Origin of the sequence: Roseovarius bejariae, assembly GCF_009669325.1 — a bacterium.
Lineage (GTDB): Bacteria > Pseudomonadota > Alphaproteobacteria > Rhodobacterales > Rhodobacteraceae > Roseovarius > Roseovarius bejariae.
The window spans coordinates 1,102,470-1,119,815 of the sequence record NZ_SZWE01000001.1 but is presented as its reverse complement, the minus strand read 5'-3'; the positions used below and the strand labels follow the sequence as shown (position 1 = coordinate 1,119,815).

Annotated in this window: 16 protein-coding genes; 6 read left to right on the top strand and 10 right to left on the bottom strand. The window is 61.4% G+C overall.

Annotated elements, in window-relative coordinates; genetic code table 11:
• The first annotated feature begins 88 nt into the window (after positions 1-88).
• Positions 89-328 carry an accessory factor UbiK family protein gene (locus FDP25_RS05320; RefSeq protein WP_154149636.1) on the top strand — a complete coding sequence of 80 codons (240 nt, stop codon included), beginning with the start codon at positions 89-91 and terminating at the stop codon, positions 326-328.
• Positions 329-345: 17 nt separating this feature from the next.
• Here FDP25_RS05320 and FDP25_RS05315 read toward each other — a convergent pair whose 3' ends face one another.
• On the bottom strand, positions 346-1,227 hold the full coding sequence (locus tag FDP25_RS05315) for a LysR family transcriptional regulator (protein WP_246175767.1): 882 nt from the start codon (positions 1,225-1,227) through the stop codon (positions 346-348).
• A gap of 225 nt (positions 1,228-1,452) precedes the next feature.
• Between FDP25_RS05315 and FDP25_RS05310 the strand changes: the two genes are divergently transcribed.
• Positions 1,453-3,021, top strand: a complete 1,569-nt coding sequence (locus FDP25_RS05310) for a trimethylamine methyltransferase family protein (RefSeq protein ID WP_154149634.1) — start codon at positions 1,453-1,455, stop codon at positions 3,019-3,021.
• Positions 3,022-3,038: 17 nt separating this feature from the next.
• Here FDP25_RS05310 and FDP25_RS05305 read toward each other — a convergent pair whose 3' ends face one another.
• Positions 3,039-3,704, bottom strand: a complete 666-nt coding sequence (locus FDP25_RS05305) for a TetR/AcrR family transcriptional regulator (RefSeq protein ID WP_154149632.1) — start codon at positions 3,702-3,704, stop codon at positions 3,039-3,041.
• Between the two features lie 116 nt (positions 3,705-3,820).
• On the opposite strand from FDP25_RS05305, the gene FDP25_RS05300 reads away from it, so the two are divergent.
• A complete protein-coding gene (locus tag FDP25_RS05300; RefSeq protein WP_154149630.1) occupies positions 3,821-5,866 on the top strand; it encodes an NADH:flavin oxidoreductase in 2,046 nt (681 codons plus the stop codon).
• A 74-nt stretch (positions 5,867-5,940) separates the two neighbouring features.
• Positions 5,941-7,920 carry an oxidoreductase gene (locus FDP25_RS05295; RefSeq protein WP_154149628.1) on the top strand — a complete coding sequence of 660 codons (1,980 nt, stop codon included), beginning with the start codon at positions 5,941-5,943 and terminating at the stop codon, positions 7,918-7,920.
• Positions 7,921-8,048: 128 nt separating this feature from the next.
• On the opposite strand, the gene FDP25_RS05290 is transcribed toward FDP25_RS05295, so the two are convergent.
• The 8 genes from FDP25_RS05290 to FDP25_RS05255 all read right to left on the bottom strand — a co-directional run bounded on the left by FDP25_RS05290 (position 8,049) and on the right by FDP25_RS05255 (position 15,573).
• Positions 8,049-8,507 (bottom strand): hypothetical protein, encoded by a 459-nt coding sequence (locus FDP25_RS05290; protein ID WP_154149625.1) that lies wholly within the window; start codon positions 8,505-8,507, stop codon positions 8,049-8,051.
• Between the two features lie 274 nt (positions 8,508-8,781).
• Entirely contained in the window at positions 8,782-9,903 is a 1,122-nt protein-coding gene (locus FDP25_RS05285; RefSeq protein WP_154149623.1) for a beta-ketoacyl-ACP synthase III, read from the bottom strand.
• A gap of 76 nt (positions 9,904-9,979) precedes the next feature.
• The gene (locus FDP25_RS05280) at positions 9,980-10,945 is read right to left on the bottom strand and encodes a 2-hydroxyacid dehydrogenase (RefSeq protein WP_154149621.1); all 966 of its coding nucleotides are present in this window, start codon (positions 10,943-10,945) and stop codon (positions 9,980-9,982) included.
• Positions 10,942-11,283: a tRNA-binding protein gene (locus FDP25_RS05275; protein WP_154149619.1), complete on the bottom strand. Its 342-nt coding sequence runs from the start codon at positions 11,281-11,283 to the stop codon at positions 10,942-10,944. The genes FDP25_RS05280 and FDP25_RS05275 overlap by 4 nt, the downstream gene beginning before the upstream one ends.
• The gene (proC, locus tag FDP25_RS05270; RefSeq protein ID WP_154149617.1) at positions 11,276-12,091 is read right to left on the bottom strand and encodes a pyrroline-5-carboxylate reductase; all 816 of its coding nucleotides are present in this window, start codon (positions 12,089-12,091) and stop codon (positions 11,276-11,278) included. The genes FDP25_RS05275 and proC overlap by 8 nt, the downstream gene beginning before the upstream one ends.
• 94 nt (positions 12,092-12,185) lie before the next feature.
• Positions 12,186-12,686: a type III secretion system chaperone family protein gene (locus FDP25_RS05265; protein ID WP_154149615.1), complete on the bottom strand. Its 501-nt coding sequence runs from the start codon at positions 12,684-12,686 to the stop codon at positions 12,186-12,188.
• Positions 12,687-13,379: 693 nt separating this feature from the next.
• On the bottom strand, positions 13,380-14,195 hold the full coding sequence (locus FDP25_RS05260) for an Abi family protein (RefSeq protein WP_154149613.1): 816 nt from the start codon (positions 14,193-14,195) through the stop codon (positions 13,380-13,382).
• Between the two features lie 418 nt (positions 14,196-14,613).
• A complete protein-coding gene (locus FDP25_RS05255) occupies positions 14,614-15,573 on the bottom strand; it encodes a LysR family transcriptional regulator (RefSeq protein ID WP_154149611.1) in 960 nt (319 codons plus the stop codon).
• Positions 15,574-15,682: 109 nt separating this feature from the next.
• On the opposite strand from FDP25_RS05255, the gene FDP25_RS05250 reads away from it, so the two are divergent.
• Both FDP25_RS05250 and FDP25_RS05245 read left to right on the top strand, forming a co-directional pair.
• Positions 15,683-16,549, top strand: a complete 867-nt coding sequence (locus FDP25_RS05250; protein WP_154149609.1) for an ABC transporter permease — start codon at positions 15,683-15,685, stop codon at positions 16,547-16,549.
• Positions 16,549-17,334, top strand: coding sequence for an ABC transporter permease (locus FDP25_RS05245; RefSeq protein WP_154149607.1), 786 nt, complete (start codon positions 16,549-16,551; stop codon positions 17,332-17,334). The genes FDP25_RS05250 and FDP25_RS05245 overlap by 1 nt, the downstream gene beginning before the upstream one ends.
• The last annotated feature ends 12 nt before the right edge of the window (positions 17,335-17,346 follow it).

Below are 17,346 nucleotides of genomic sequence, written 5' to 3'. Positions count from 1 at the left end.
TGTGCCTCTGGTTCGCGGGGGAAGTCAATGCTTGTCCCCCGCCTCTCATATGCCCATATATGGGCCAAGCGAAACCGGAGTGTAACCCATGCAAACCCGTAACAAAGTGCTCGACGATATCTCGCAGTTGATGACCAACGCCATGGGCGTGGCTCAGGGCGCCAAGGACGAGGCCGAAACCGCCATGAAAGGCATGATCGACCGCTGGCTGGCCGACCGTGATTTCGTCACCCGCGAAGAATTCGACGCCGTCCGCGCCATGGCCCAGAAGGCCCGCGAGGAAAACGAGGCGCTCAAGGCCCGGATCGAGGCGCTTGAGAAAAAGTAACCCCCAAAGCGGCCCCGTCAGGCGGCTGCCAACAGCCAGTCATAGACCAGCCGCGCCCGGTCCGATGCATGTGGGTGCAGCTTGACGTAAAAGTCTTCCTTGGTTTCCACCTTGTCGGGCAGCAGCGGCACCAGGCGTCCCGTTTCAAGATAGGTTCTGGACAAACCGGCCCATCCCAATACCGCCCCCATGTCATCCTCTGCCGCTTGCAGGGCAATCACGTAATTGTTGACCCGGTGACTGTTCCGCAATGGCCCGGTGTACCCCAGCGCCCGCAGCCAATCCGCCCAATCGGTCCAGCCGCTGCCCGGTGCGTCGTGATGGATCAACGATAACTGCGCCAAATCCTCGACCCGGCTGATGCCATGGGTCTCGGCAAATCTCGGGCTGGCCAGCGCGATGATGTGGTCGTGAAACAGAATGTCACGCGTGCCGCCATCGGCGGACATATCCCCGTAATGCAGGCTCAGGTCGCAATCCGCCGCGCCGTGGTCCGTATCGCTGACGATCTGGGCCACGGAAACATCGCCATGCGCCTTCCAGAACTGCGCCAGTTTCGGTGTCAGCCAAAGGGAACTGACGGCGGTCGTCACGCGGATCGACACCGAGGATCGGTTCGACCGCTGCCGAAGCTGGGCCACGGCCTCGGCCATGGCCTCGAAACCCCGTTGTAGCGCCACCAGCAGGTAAGCCCCGGTTTCGGTCAGGTCCACACCGCGATGATGGCGGTGAAACAGGGATACGCCCAGCTCGGTCTCCAACGCCTTGACCTGATGGCTGATGGCGGCGGGGGTCACGTTCAATTCGCGCGCCGCCGCCTTGAAGCCCACATGCCTTGCTGCGGCCTCGAAGGCCACGAGCGCACTCATCGGTGGAAGGTCATAGGGACGCTTCGACAAGATAGCCTCATGTGTAGCTACGACTTGCGACGCTATGGGCGGGACTTGCGACGCTTTTGGATGATCTTTGGCTTATATTATCTAATGCAGGATGAAATTTTATGCAATTGTCACAAACCGCCTCCGCACCAAAACTGGACGCTGACTCCAGAAATCCGCTCCTGCCGTGACCCTTCGGGCGAGGCAAGGCTGGAGGGCCGTTTCGCAACCTCAAAGGATCACGCCATGCTTCAGGATACCCCGCCCAAGCCCCGGTCTGGCCGCCGCAGCCGCTCGCAAGCGCCCCGCAGCAATGCGCGCGGTCAAAACCCGCATCTGCGGGTGCCCTTCATCACCCGCAAGATTCCCACCTTCGACCTGCTTGGCGATGAGGCGTTGGAGCGGATCGAGGCCACAGCCGACCGCATCCTTGCCGAAATCGGGATCGAACTGCGCGAAGACGAAGAGGCGCTTCGGCTTTATTGTGAGGCAGGCGCCAAGGTCACGCCGGTGTCCGATGAGGCGTGGAACCTCAAGTTCGAGCCGGGCATGCTTCGCGAGATTCTGAAAACCGCGCCGGGGCGATTCACGCAATGTGCCCGCAACCCGGCCAACAACGTCGAGATCGGCGGCGATGCAACGGTGTTCGCCCCCTCCTATGGCTCGCCCTTCGTGATGGACATGGACAATGGCCGCCGTTACGGCACCATCGCCGATTTCGAAAATCTCGTGAAACTGGCGCAATCCTCGCCATGGCTGCACCACTCGGGCGGCACGATCTGCGAGCCAACCGATGTGCCGGTAAACAAGCGCCACCTCGATATGGTCTATGCCCATATGCGCTATTCCGACCGGGCGTTCCTCGGCTCGATCACCGCACCGGAACGCGCTGCCGACAGTATCGAGATGTGCCGCATCCTCTTCGGGTCGGATTTCGTGGATCAAAACTGCGTTATCATGGGCAACTTCAACACCACCTCGCCGCTGGTTCTGGACGGGGTGACAACGTCAGGCGTGCGCACCTATGCCGAGGCCGGTCAGGCGTCGATCCACCTGCCCTTCCTACTGGGTGGGGCGGTATCGCCACTGACCATGGCCGGATCGGTGGCGCAATGTCTGGCCGAATCCATGGCCTCCTGCGCGCTTACGCAACTTGTCCGCCCCGGCGCGCCGGTGGTTCTGGCCGGCTTCCTGTCGTCCATGTCGCTGCGCACCGGCAGCCCCACCTTCGGCACCCCCGAACCGGCCCTCGGTTCGCTGGTCATGGGGCAACTGGCACGGCGGCTGAACCTGCCGCTGCGTTGCGCGGGCAATTTCAGCACTTCGAAACTGCCCGACGGTCAGGCGATGCAGCAATCCATGATGTCGATGATGTCGGCGGTTCAGGGCGGGGCGAATTTCGTGCTGCACTCCGCCGGGTTCCTCGACGGGCTTTTGTCGATGTCCTACGAGAAATTCGTGATGGATTGCGACATGGCCGGCGCGTTGCATGCCTACATGGCCGGGATCGAGGTGAACGAGGATACACTGGGCTTCGATGCCCTGGCACAGAACGGCCCGGGCGAACACCTGTTCGGCACCGATCACACCCTGCGCCACTACCAGAACGCCTATTGGGACAGCGCCATGACCGATGACCAACCGTTCGAGACATGGTCCGAACAAGGCGGCGCCGATTATGCGCAACTGGCCAATCAGCGGTGGAAAGACCTTCTGACCGCCTACGAGGCCCCGGCGATGGACGAAGGTATCGACGAGGCCCTGAAGGACTTTGTCGGCCGCAAGAAGGGCTCCATGGCCGACGCTTGGTATTGACGGGTGCTCGACGCCCGTCAGGCCCGGCGCGCGCTGCTTGCCGGGCTGTATCCATGCCGGGCGTGAAACCGCTCCAACTCACGCTCGGGCGGGGTCTGGCCGGTGTAGGTTTTCACGTAATCGGGGATACGGGTCATCCGGGTTGCGAGGTCTTCGTTTGCCTGCATCGAGATATATCCGATCTGCGTCATGTATACCGTCCGTGCCCGGACATCCGCCTCGTTCGAATCATAGCCGAAGCGCTCGAACATGCGCCGGATCGCCGTCAGGCGGGTGTCGTCGGCCTTGTGCACCCGGTCTGCCACCGCCTGTCTCTGATGCGCCCAGCCCCGCACCGCCAGATCGAGGCGCGGCTCGAACGGACCATCTTCCAGAAACACTCCGATCACGTTCAGCGCCGCCTCAGTGATGGTTTCCGCATAGCTTTCCGTCGCCGCGACAAGGCTTCCGGTGTTGCTGTTCTCCCAACTTTCCAGCAGGGCCTCCAGAAGCGCGGCACGATCCTTGAAGAACCAGTAGAAACTGGTGCGCGACAGGTTCAACCGGCTGGCCAGCGGCTGAATTTTCACCGCGTCCAGCCCCGCTTCGATGAACGCCTCACGCGCCGCGTCAAGCCACAGCTCACGCGAGCCACGCCAGCCGCTGGTTTTCTCGGAGTTCTCTATTCGGGGCGTCTTTGTCATGGGGGCACCGTACCCCCAAGGGGCGGGCAGGGCAATAAAATCGTCACCGATGAACGTAAACTTGACATAAATGAACATTTCAGGAATCCTCGACTCAGCCAGACGGAGTAACGCCCATGTCCAACGATCCCCTCCTCCAGCCTTACCAGCTCAAGCACCTGACCCTGCGCAACCGGATCATGACCACCGCGCACGAACCCGCCTATCCCGAAGACGGGATGCCCAAGGATCGCTACATCGCCTACCACGCCGAACGCGCCAAGGCCGGGGTGGCCCTTGCCATGACCGCAGGCTCGGCGGCGGTCAGCCGCGACAGCCCGCCGGTGTTCAACAACATCCTCGCCTACAAGGACGAGGTCGTGCCGTGGATTCAAAAACTCACCGACGCCTGCCACGATCACGGCTGCGCCGTGATGATCCAGCTGACCCATCTTGGCCGCCGCACCGGATGGTCCAAGGGCGATTGGCTGCCCTCGGTGTCGTCGTCCAAACACCGCGAACCGGCCCACCGCGCCTTTCCCAAGCTGGCCGAGGATTGGGATATCGAACGCATCATCACCGATTTCGCCGATGCCGCCGAACGCATGCAGGCGGGCGGCATGGACGGGATCGAATTGCAGGTCTACGGCCACCTCCTCGATCAGTTCTGGTCGCCGCTGACCAACGATCTCGACGGCCCCTATGGCGGGCAGACACTCGACAGTCGCCTCAAGCTGTTGTTCGACGTGATGCACGGTATCCGCAAACGGGTGGGTGACGATTTCATCGTCGGCCTGCGCTACACTGCCGACGAGGCCGAGGCCGGGGGGATCACCCCCGAGGAAGGCATCGAGATTTCCAAGCGCCTGACCGACAGCGGCATGGTCGATTTCCTCAACGTGGTGCGCGGGCGCATCCACACCGACCCGGCCATGACCGACGTGATCCCCGTGCAGGGGATGAAGAACGCGCCGCATCTCGATTTCGCGGGGGCGGTGAAACAGGCCACCGGAATGCCCACCTTCCACGCCGCCAAGATCCCCGATGTCGCCACCGCCCGCCACGCGGTCGATGCCGGCCTGCTCGACATGGTGGGCATGACCCGCGCCCACATGGCCGACCCGCATATCGTGCAGAAAATCACCGAAGGGCGCGAGGATGATATCCGCCCCTGCGTCGGGGCCACTTTCTGTCTCGACCGGATCTATGCCGCGGGCGAGGCCCTGTGCATCCACAACGCCGCCACGGGCCGCGAACTCAGCATGCCGCACACCATCACCCCGGCAGCGCAGAAAAAGAAGGTTGCCATTATCGGCGCCGGTCCCGCCGGGCTGGAGGCCGCCCGCGTGGCCGCCGAACGCGGCCATGCCGTGACCGTGTTCGAGGCACAGCCCGACCCCGGCGGGCAGGTGCGCCTGACCGCGCAAAACCCCCGCCGCCGCGAGATGATCTCGATCATCGACTGGCGCATGTCCCAATGCGCCGCACGCGATGTGGCCTTCCACTTCAACACATGGGCCGAGGCCGACGACATCACCGCGCTCAATCCTGACGTGGTCATCGTGGCCACCGGCGGCTTGCCCAACACCGAATTGTTCGAATCCGGCAAGGATCAGGATCTTGTCACCACCACATGGGACCTGATCGCAGGCGACGTGAAGCCGGGGCAGAACGTGCTGATCTATGACGAAAGCGGCGATCACCCCGGCCTGATGGCTGCCGAGGTCGCCGCCAACGCCGGGGCCAGTGTCGAGGTCATGACCCCCGACCGCGTTTTCGCCCCCGACATCATGGCGATGAACCTGACGCCCTACATGCGTGCGCTACAGGACAAGGACGTGACATTCACCGTCACCCGCCGCCTTCTGAATGTCGCGCGCGACGGCAATCAACTCAAGGCGACGATCGGCACGGATTACAGCGATTTCACCAGCGAAAAAATCTATGATCAGGTGGTGGTGAACTATGGAACCATGCCGATGGACGACCTGTATTTCGATCTCAAACCGAACTCTACCAATGGTGGCGAGGTCGATTACGACGCCCTGATCGCAGGCCAACCGCAGACCGTGACGCGCAATCCCGACGGAAAGTTCCAACTGTTCCGCATCGGCGATGCCGTCAGTGCCCGCAATACCCACGCGGCGATTTACGATGCACTGCGCCTTGTGAAAGACATCTGACCCCGCGTCGGAAACCCGGCCTCGCCGCAACGGCGGGGCCGGGACAATGGCCAGACCGGACCGAGGACCAGACCATGACCCTGAAACACGTCTTCTCTCCCCTCGAACTGCGTCACCGGACCCTGAAAAACCGTATCGTCTTTGGGGCCCATACCACCAACATGGCCCAGAACGGCCTGCCGGGGGATCAGCATCTGGCCTATTACCTCGAACGGGCCAAGGGCGGCGCGGCGATGATCACGGTCGAGCCGATGCCGGTCCACCCCGCGGCCATCCTGACCCGTGGCAACTTCCGCCCCGCCTCGGACGAGGTGATCCCGCATTTCGCCCGCATCACCGAGGCCTGCAAGGCCGAGGGCGCGATGATGATCCAACAGCTTTACCATGTCGGCGCGCATGGTGACTGGGACAACAGCTGGCATGCCAACTGGTCGCCTTCGGGCGGGCCCAGCTATCACGACAACGATGGCAGCCACCCGATGACCGAAGACGAGATCGAGGAAACGATCCAGAGCTTCGTCAAGGCCGCCATCCGCTGTCAGAAGGCGGGGTTCGACGGGGTCGAGGTCTGGGCCGCCTACAATTGTCTGCTCGATCAGTTCTGGACACCCTTCTCGAACCAGCGTGACGACGACTGGGGCGGCTCTCTCGAAAACCGCACCCGGTTCTCCTGCGATATCCTGCGCCGTATCCGCGCCGCCTGTGGCGAAGATTTCATCGTCGGTCTGGCCATCTCGGACGATCCCGAAACCGGCGTTTTCCCGGCGGGCGACGAGATGCTGGACATCGTCGCGCTGCACGACGCGCAAGGGCTGATGGATTACGTCACCGTCGGCGCGGGCAGCTATGTCGACTTCCAAAAGATCATCCCCAGCTTCCAATATGCCGAAAACCTCGGGGCAACTCTGGCCGAGCGCCTTAAATCCGCAGGTCTCACCGCCAAGGTGATCGCCGAGGCCAACATCCGCACCCCCGAAAACGCCAATACCGTGCTGGGGGCGGGGCAGGCCGATCTGGTTGCCATCGTGCGCGGTCAGATTGCCGACCCGCACCTTGTCAACAAGGCGCAGGCGGACAGGATCGACGACATTCGCGGCTGCCTGTGCTGCAATCAGCAATGCTGGGGGCGACGCGGGCGCGACTATTACATCTCTTGCCTGATCAATCCGTCGGTTGGGCATGAATACCTCTGGGGCGGGGATCGTTTTACCAAGGCCGAGGCGCCGAAATCCGTGCTGATCGTCGGCGGCGGTCCCGCCGGGCTGGAGGCCGCGCGCGTTGCCGCCGAACGGGGCCATCGCGTGATACTGGCCGAGGCCGCACCCGAACTGGGCGGGCAGTTCCGCCTTGCCGGCCTGCAACCGCGCCGCGCCCAGATCACCGACCTGATCGCATGGTACGAGCGGCAACTTGAAAAACTCGGTGTCGATATCCGATTCAATACCTATCTCGACGCCGATGACATCGCCGCCATCGGCGCCGACAAGGTGGTGCTGGCCACCGGCTCCCTGCCGGAAGGCACCGGGTTCCAGAAGGCCCTGCCGCATGTGCCGGAAATGCCGGGGGCACAGCGGGGCAATGTCTGGTCGACCGAGGATGTCATGGGCCGCGCCGCCCGGTTGGGCGACCGGGTGATCGTGCTGGACGAAGGCGGCCACTGGCGCGGCATCGGAACCGCATGGCACATGGCCGAAGCGGGGCATCAGGTAACCGTCGTCACCCCTGACGCGATGATCGGCCGGGAGCTCGTGCGCACCGCCTCGGATTTCCCCGCCCGGCAACGCCTGGCGCAACTCGGCGTGCACTTCGTCACCGAACATGCGGTCACCGAATGGACAGGCGAGGGGGCGCGCTGCCAATCGCTCCTGACCGGCGAGGAACAGGTCATCGCCGCCGACGCGCTCGTGCTGGCCACAGGCAACCGCGCCACCCACGATCTGCCCGATGCACTTCGGGCCTTGGGGCAGCCCCCGATTCTCATCGGCGATGCCTTGGCCCCCCGTCTGGCGGCTGCGGCGATTCACGACGGGCGGACAACCGGGCTCACCCTGTGACGGACCGTGCCCGAGGGGGCGGTTTCGTACGACTCGTACGATGACCGCGCCACGCCCCCGATTTTCGTACGAAACTCGGGGGTAAAGCGTACGACTCGTACGATTTGCGAGGGTCGGCTTTTGCGGGCTCAGTTGGCCTCTTCTTCCAGATGCAGCTTCATGTCGATCAGCACCTGTTGGAGTTGCGTCGTCTCGCGCAGCAGGCGTTTTGCCTCGTTCACGGTGATGATCCCGTCCTCGATCGACTGCTGGTATTCCGCCATAAGCATCGCGAATCGTTGGGATAATGCGATCACGTCGCTGTTCACCCCACCTTCGCTATCGGTGTTTCGGCGACTGCCATTGAAGGTCAGTTCGATTCCCTTCAACTCGGCCAGAGCCCCGGTCACATGCGGATAACTGGCCGCTTCCTCCAACGCCGCCACCGCATCAATCGGAATGAACCGATCCGAATGCTCTTCATGATCAGAATAATAACGCCCCAAAGTCGCCTTGGACTTGCCTGTCAACTCGCAGGCAGGCTCGATCCCGACGTCTTTGACAAGCGCCTCGGTGTGCTTTTTCAGGTAGCTTCCGACCTTTGACATTTACTCAACCCCAGTTCCGGACCCCGCAGCGGGGAAGTCCGGGATATCTTTCCCATTCAGGGCTTTATCCCAATATGCAAGCGTCAACGCAATCCCGGTCTTTGGGGATATACTTATGCCCGACGTCCCCAGCGGAGGGCAGAGGGAGGCGGCGGTCAAGGACAGCCAATTCCCGGCCGCCTGTTCGCGGTGCCGGTTTCCATCCCCTGGGTCTTCGACCCACCCGGCCCAAACGAGCAGGCGGCCTAAACCCAAGGTCCGGTGCCGTATCACGTCAAGCGCGTTCAACAAGGACCGACCCCACCGAATAGCCCGCGCCAAAAGAGCAGATCAGCCCCTGATCGCCGGGTTCCAAGTCACTGGAATATTTCGAAAAAGCAACGATGGACCCTGCCGAGGAGGTGTTCGCGTAATCCTGAAGGATGTTGGGTTGTTCCTTGGGGGTGGGCATCCGGCCCAGTACCTTCTTGCCAATGAAATCATTCATCGACTTGTTCGCCTGATGCAGCCACAATCGCTTCAGGTTGTCCGACGGCACAGCTTCCTCGGCCAGATGCGTTGCAATATGCTTGGAGACCAGTGGCAGCACCTCCTTGAAGACCTTGCGGCCCTCTTGAACGAACTGCATGTCGCGCCGATCTTCCATCCCATGCGGGCGACTGCGGCGCAGGAAACCGTTGTTATTCCGGATGTTATTGGAAAACTGCGTGGCACAGCGGGTCGAGCGCACGATGAAATGCGCGCCCTGCGCGTCCTCGGTGCGTTCCAGTACGACCGCGGTGCAGACATCGCCAAAGATGAAATGACAATCCCGGTCGCGCCATTCCAGATGTCCCGAACAAATCTCGGGGTTTACAACCACGGCACACCGAACCGAGCCTGAGCGGATCATGTCGGCGGCGGCCTGAATGCCGAAGGTGGCCGAAGAACAGGCGACATTCATATCGAAGGCAAAGCCGCCCGCGCCCATAAGCTGTTGAATTTCAATGGCAACCGCGGGGTAGGGGCGTTCGTGGTTTGAGGCGGCGCAAATCACAAGGTCCACCTCGTCGGCGGACCGCCCGGCTTGCTCAAGTGCTTTGCCGCAGGCCTCAAGCGCCATTTCGGCCATGATGCCCGGCTCTTCGTCACTGCGCTCACGCAGCAAGGGGTGCATCACCTCGGGGTCCAATACCCCGGTCTTGTCCATGACATAGCGCTGTTCGATGCCTGAGGCCTGATGGATGAATTCCGGTGAAGACGGCCCCTTCGCCTCGATCTCGCCCGAGGCGATCGCTTCGGCGTTTTCGGCATTGAACCTTTCTGCATAGGCATTGAAGGCCGCGACCAGCTCTTCGTTGGTGATAACCTGTTCAGGCGTGAAAATGCCACTACCGGTGATCGCGGGGGTATGCATGGGCTGTCTCCGAAAGCTGTTCGGCCAGATCACCCCATGGCTACCCTCACGTCAAGCGTGACGGTGCGGAAGTTTTTTACTCCGGTTCGATCAGGTTCGGCGGAGCCTCACCAGCCAGAGCCGCGCGGAGATTCTCGACGGCCAGAAATCCCATGGCTTCGCGCACCTCAAGGGCGGCCGTGCCAAGATGCGGCAAGAGCGTGACATTCTCCATTGAAATCAGGGCTTCAGGCACCTGCGGCTCATGCTCGTACACGTCCAGACCGGCGGCGGCGATCTGGCCGCTTTCAAGGGCCTTGATCAGGGCCGTTTCCTCGACCACATCGCCGCGCGCGATATTGATGAAATGTCCCGTAGGCTTCATTGCCTCGAAGACCGGCGCCCCGATCAGGTGATGGGTCTCGGCCCCACCGGGCACGGCGACCACCACGATATCGGCGCGGGCTGCCAGTTCGGCCATGCTGGCCGTTCGCGTGGCGGGGAAGTCGAACTCCTTGGCCGATCGGTTGAAATAGACCACGTCCATGCCAAACCCGAAATGACAGCGCCGCGCGATCGCCTGTCCGATCCGGCCCATGCCGATGATCCCCACGGTCTTGCCCGTGGCATGCAGGCCCAACATCTGCGTCGGGTGCCAGCCACTCCATTCGCCTGCACGCACCATGCGTTCGCCTTCACCGGCACGGCGGGCGCTCATCAGGATCAAGGTCATGGCAATATCCGCCGTGGCATCGGTAACGGCGCCGGGGGTGTTGGTCACCATGACGCCGGCGGCTGTCGCGGCGTCCACGTCGATATGGTTATAGCCCACCCCGAAGTTGGCCAGCACCTTGCATCGCGGGTTCTGCGCCTCGTCAAAGACCTCGGCCGAGAACATATCGCCCAAGGTCGGCAAGACCCCGTCATAGAGGTTCAGTGCCGCGCGCATCTGCCCGATCTTGAGCGGCGCGGTCTCCTCGCGCACCTCCACCTCGTCGAACAACTCGCGTGCACGTTCCAGCACGGCATCGGGCAAGGGGCGGGTCAGGTAAACACGGCTCAATGCATTCTCTCCCCGTTCTCTACAGGCGTGTCCGGGCCAAGCAGGACAATCCCGCCATCCGGGTCCGACAGGCCCAGAACCAGAACCTCGGACATGAAGGGCCCGATCTGGCGCGGCGGGAAATTGGTGACGGCCACCACTTGCCGCCCGGGCAGGTCCTCGGGCGTGTAATGCGCGGTGATCTGGGCCGAGGTCTTCTTTTCCCCAAGCTCCGGCCCGAAGTCGATCCAAAGCTTGATCGCGGGTTTGCGCGCCTCGGGAAAAGGTTCGGCGCGGATGATCGTGCCGACGCGAATATCGACCTTCAGAAAGTCTTCTACCCCGATGTGATCAGTCATCCCGCAGCTCCCTCGACCGGTCGGCGGCGGCCTTGACGGTGCGCCGCATCAAATCCGGCAAGCCGTTGCTTTCATTCATCAAAACCTCAAGCCCTGCCTGCGTGGTGCCATTGGGGCTGGTGACGTTCTTGCGCAGTTGTGCGGGCGTTTCATCGGCGGCTTCGGCCAAGGCGCCCGCCCCGGCGACGGTGGCTTGGGCAAGCTGCATCGCCAACTCTGGCGCCAGCCCCTCGGCCTCACCGGCGCGGGCCATGCATTCGATCATGTGGAAGACATAGGCGGGACCGGAACCAGAGACGCCGGTGACGGCATCCATTTGGTCTTCGCTGTCCAGCCGGACCACCTGACCCACGGCTTCGAGCAGGGCTTGGCTGAGGTCCATATGTGCGGGCGTTGTATGGGCGTTGCCGATGATCGCGGTGATCCCGCGGCCCACGGCGGCGGGGGTGTTGGGCATCGCGCGGATGATCGGGGATTTGTCGCCAAGGACTTGTTCAAAAACGGAAATCGGCGTTCCCGCGGCGACCGAAACGAACAGGGTGTCGCCATTCCCCATGGCCGCGATCGCGGGCAGGGCATCGCCCATCATCTGGGGTTTCACGGCGATCAGGACGATGGCGGGGGTGGTAGGGAGATCGGCGTTGATATCAACGCCCGTGCCTTGCAACCAGTCCGAGGGGTTGGGGTCGATCACCCAGACCGAACTGTTCGGCAGGCCCTTGGCAAGCCACCCTTCCAGCATGGCCGAGCCCATCTTGCCGCAGCCCAGTAACACCAGCCCATTGCGGCTGACATGGTCCATGTCCATGAAATTACTCCCTTTTTCCTGTCGGCCTCGTGGTGCGTTACCCTAGGATTACGCCGACAGAAGGGCTTGTGCAATGGGTCGGGTGAAAGGTCGCTCAGGCGCGACCGTAGGCTTCGGCAATGGCGACTTGCAGGGCGTCTTTCGGGCTGCGGTCGCCCCAGACAACCAATTGAAATGCTGGATAAAATCGCTCTGCGCTGAGGACGGCGGCGCGGATCAGGGTATCCACCTGATCGGGGCTGACGCCTTGGCCGCCGGCCATGACCAGACCATAGCGATAGACCATCAGTTTCTGCTCGGCCCAATAGGTGAAGGCCCCGGCCCAGCATTGATCGTTCACATCGTTAAGTGTCTGATACAAAACAGGAAGTTTGTCCTCGGGCGGCTCCATTTCGAAGGTACAGACCATGCGCAGGGTTTCGTCATACCCCGACCAAGCGAGGGTGATGGAGTAGGTGCGCCACTGGCCTTCCACAGCCATTGCGATCTGATCGTCGGCGATGCGGTCGAAGTCCCACTCGTGGTGTTCGGCCAAATGTTCAACGATATCAATGGGATGAAGGTCTTCTTGGAAGAAATGCTCGGACAGTGCCATGGCCCACCTCGTTTGGTTGTAGCACAAGGGGGTGGCAGCACCCCAAGCGCTATGTGCCTGCTCTATGGGAAGGGGCTAATCCCCTAGCCCATACAAGATATGGTGCGGGCAGAAATGCCTCCTGTAAAGCAATTTGTTGTGGATAACCTCAATAAGTTGTGGATGACATCAAAACTTCATCAAGATTAAGCGGCTCCCCGCGTGTTTCGTACGAGTCGTACGCAAGAGGGCGCAGTTTCGTACGAAAATCGGGGGTGCGGTGGGGAAAGTCGTACGAGTCGTACGAAAATCGCGGGATTGTACAGGTTGTCCGTTTTGTACGTGGGTTTTGTACGGAAATCGGCGCGGTCCGGGCCGTGGGATGTACAGACTGTACAGATCTGGGTGTGCGTTTCTGTTGTGTAACGTGATGTTAAGGTTTTCGGGTGAGGATGTGTGTGGTCGTTAGGAGGTGTGTGATGTGATTGTCTTATTTCAGCCCATTGCAGACGTGGCGCGAAACTGCCGGGCAGGTTAGAGCGGACCTTCACGCCGGGTCAGGCGAGCAGCGGCAGTGTGGGACGGAGCGGGCTTTCGCTGCGGTTGCGCCAATGACTGCTTTCGAGCAAGCGAGGCAGTCAGAAACGGTCGTTTCTGTCCAAGATGTCTCGCGTAGACGAGCTGCATTGCTGTGCTGTTAGAAAGCAGCCTATCTCATGGCGTTAGACGTATGAAGGTAGCTTCAAAAATCGCCACTTGCCCATGCAGCAAATCCCGCTGAGGCATGATCAGTTTAGCGAATGGATTCTCAAGTGAAGGCTTTCTGCTGTAAATATTGAGTGCGACGAAATCGATGGATTCAAGAATTTTTCTAAGGCGAGCCCCATACACCGGCTCATGGTGGGCCAGTCGATTTCGCATTTCGTAAATCACTTCAAGGTGGTCTGCGACATCTGAGCGATCAAGCGTCTTGTTAGGGAAGACCTTTTTCAAAGCTGGCTTCCAGAGCGTCTGCTCGTAGTTCTCTGAAAACATACGCTTCCAAAAGAAAATCGTGAGCTGAGCGATTACCTGACAATCGGGCACGGAGATCACGGATTGCCGCTTTTTGGCTATCTTTCTGTGATTTTCATTTTGTGGCACACCATTGGGATAAGCTTGGGCATCCAACGCGGTTTTATGGGGCCCAGTCATTTTCGAATACGCTGCTCGTTGTGCTTGCTGCGTGGCCTTCTCAATGGACCCCTTTTCCAAGGACGCCCACTTGAACGTGTTTTGGGGAGGTGTTCGTAACCAATGGTTCCCGCCGAAATTGTTGTTCATAGCGTGGCAAACGGCGTTACGTAGGGAAACCTCGATCAACCCGGTGACTGCCATGATCGATACACCCAAGCTCATGGTCGTTTGATGGAGCTCGATCGCATCCTCGGGCGACCCTGAGGCCGTCAGCCCTTGGAAGGTCGCTAGCCTTTCGGCTGAGAGCAAGTTTTGTATGACCTGCACATCAGCCGCTGTCAGAAATCTTGACATTTAGCGTCCTTCCAACTACATTCTGTCTTGAAACGTCGGGATGCGGTCGGCAGCGCGCTTGTTCGTGACGGACCCCCGACGCTATAGCTGGGCCGCCCATGGGGCGGCCCTAATTTTTTCCTAAGGTTATTATACCAATATCGGCTTCCCACTTGCAAAGCCTAAGGACGACTTCTGCCCGATGTCGCCAAAAACGGTCGTTTTTGCCACCTCTTGAGAACCGGACATTCGCACCTGGTGCAGCATCCGTCAAAGTGGGCTCACAGCCCGAATTAGCTGCACATGGCACGAAGGTCCGCTGTCGGGAAACTGGCCAAGCTTCGCACCCCCCCCCCTTCCTGCGCACAGCTGCCATTCACCCCGCGCGGCTCCTCCAAAGTGGTGCGCGAGACTGCACACCAAACGAAGGCGATGCCCCTCACCGATACGTCCGCTCCTCCATCGGGGTTGCCTCGATCCGGGCCAGTAGCCGATCCAGCAGGGATTGCTCTGCCCGGTTCAGCGTCGCCTTGGGGTTCCAGACCACGTGCACGTCAATCGCCGGGGGTTGGTCGTAGGGGGGCAGTTGCCACATCAGCCCGTCGTCCACGTCGCGCTTGGCGACGTGGAGGGGCAGGGGGCCGATGCCAAGCCCCGCGATGATCATCCGGCGGACCTCTTCGAGGTGGCTGGAGGTGCCGACCACCAACTCGCCCATATCCGCCTCGGCCCGCATCACCGCCACGGGCTTGAGCGCGTCCTGCAAGCGGTCGGTGTCGAAGCTGACCGCGGAATGCCCGGCAAGGTCGGCGCGAGTCAGGCCGCGGCGGCCGAAAAGCGGATGTGGCGGGCCGCAGAACAGGCCGAAGAATTCGCGGTACAATCGCCGGTATTCCAGTTTCGGGTCGCGCCGGTTCACGAGGCAGATGGCGAAGGAGGAAAGCCGCCCCGAGACGCTATCGACCGCCTCGGAGGAGGAGCGCACGTCGATGTTGAGGGTGGCGCGCGGATGCCCGGCGTGATGTTCGGCCAGCACCGCATCAAACAGCGGGCAGACCACATGCGAAGCCAGCGAGACACGCACATGGCCCGTGACCTCGTCGGTCATGTCGCGCATCAGGGTGGACAGGCGCAGGATCGACCCCTGGATATCCATCGCCTCGCGATAGAGCACCTCGCCCGCCTGCGTCAGTTGGAAATGCCCCGGTTTACGGTCGATCAGTCGCTTGCCCACCCGGTCCTCCAGCCGTTTGAGCGCGGCCGAGACCGAGGGCTGCGTCAGGCGCAGTTTATGGGCGGCTTCGGTGACGGATTTCGACTGTGCCAGAACTACGAAGCTGCGGAGCAGGTTCCAGTCGAGGTCGCGCATCATCCGGTCGGGGCGTGAGGGGGCGTCCATTGATTTCATCTATAGTTAACATTCTGATTATCTATTTGATTAATGCTCATGCGCTTTGCATCGTCAACCCAAGCCCCACAAAAAGGGGCATTGGATAAAGGGGAGATGCATGTCGGTCGAAGCCCGCGAGGCGCGACAGCCTTGGATTTTGCTGTCGCCAGCGTTATCGGCGGTCGCACTGTTGTTGTTCGTGCCGCTCTTGTTCATCGTTGTCTATTCCTTCTGGCTGCGCACGGCGACGGGTGCGGACCAGGTGGGGTTTTACCTGGATAACTGGCAGGAGGCCCTGACGGATGCCTTTTACCGCGATATCCTGCTCAACACCCTGAAGATCGCCGCGATCACCACGCTTGTCTGTGCCCTCATGGGCTATCCGGCGGCGTATTTCATCGCGCGGAGCAAGGGCAACAAGGCGATCCTGCTGTTGCTTTTGATGCTGCCCTTCTGGATCAGCTACATCATCCGCACGATGAGCTGGATCAACATCCTTGGGGTGTCGGGGGCATTCAACAGCGTGATGTTGTCGGTGGGCATCATCGATGAACCGATCCAGATGCTTTACAACGAAACGACGGTGATCCTCGGGCTGGTGCACTTCCTGCTGCCCTTCATGGTGCTGAACGTGTTCGTCAGCCTCGACGGGATCGACACCAACCTTGAGGATGCGGCCAACTCGCTGGGCGCGACGCGCTGGCAGGCGTTTACCAACGTCACGCTGCCCTTGTCGTTGCCCGGTCTGGCCGCCGGTGGCCTGCTGTGTTTCGTGCTGGGCGCGGGGACATATATCACGCCGCTGGTTCTGGGCGGGCCGACGGATGCGATGTTCGCCAACCTCGTCTTCGAGGCGATCATCACGCAGCTCAACTGGCCGCTGGGGTCGGCGCTGAGCCTGATGTTGCTGGTGGTGCTGGGGGCCTTGGTGCTGATCTACAACCGCTATCTTGGCATGGCGCAACTGATGAAGGGGCTGGGCTGATGGGGTGGAACCTTGTGCGCATCTGGACCATTCTGGTCTATACCTTCATGTTCCTGCCGGTGGCGGTGGTGGTGCTGCTGTCGTTCAATGCCAGCCAGTTCGGAAGCTTCCCGATGACGGGTCTGTCGTTCCGCTGGTTCGTGGAGCTGGCCCAGAACGAGGCGATCCTGCGGGCCTTCCGCACCTCGATCGTGCTGGGGCTGCTGACGGCGATGATTTCCACCACGCTTGGCGTTTTGGCCAGTCTGGCACTGGTGCGATACAAGGTGCCGGGGTCGAACCTGATTTCCACCTTGCTCATCGCACCCATCCTTGTGCCCGAGGTGGTGCTGGCGGTGGCGCTGCTGCTGTTCCTGAACTTCCTTCAGATCAACAAGAGCTTCACCCTGCTTCTGCTGGGCCACGTGATTTTCACCCTGCCGTTCGTCATCCTCGTGGTGCAGGCGCGGCTGGTGTCGATCAAGCGCGACGTGGAAGAGGCGGCGATGAGCCTTGGCGCCAGCCCGCGGCAGACGTTCTTCCAGGTTACCCTGCCGCTGATGTTGCCCGCGGTTCTGGCGGGGGCGCTGTTCGCTTTTACCATCAGTTTCGATGACATCACTGGCACGCTGTTCTGGAAGCCCGGCGGGGTTGAAACCGTGCCGACCCAGATTTTCGCCATGCTGCGCAATTCCATCAGCCCCGAGATCAACGCGCTGGGCACGGTGATGATCGTGATGACGGTGGGCCTGCCCTTGCTGGGCCTCGCCATCGCGCGACAAGTTGCAAAGAAGAGCGGCGGTTAGAACCGCTCGATC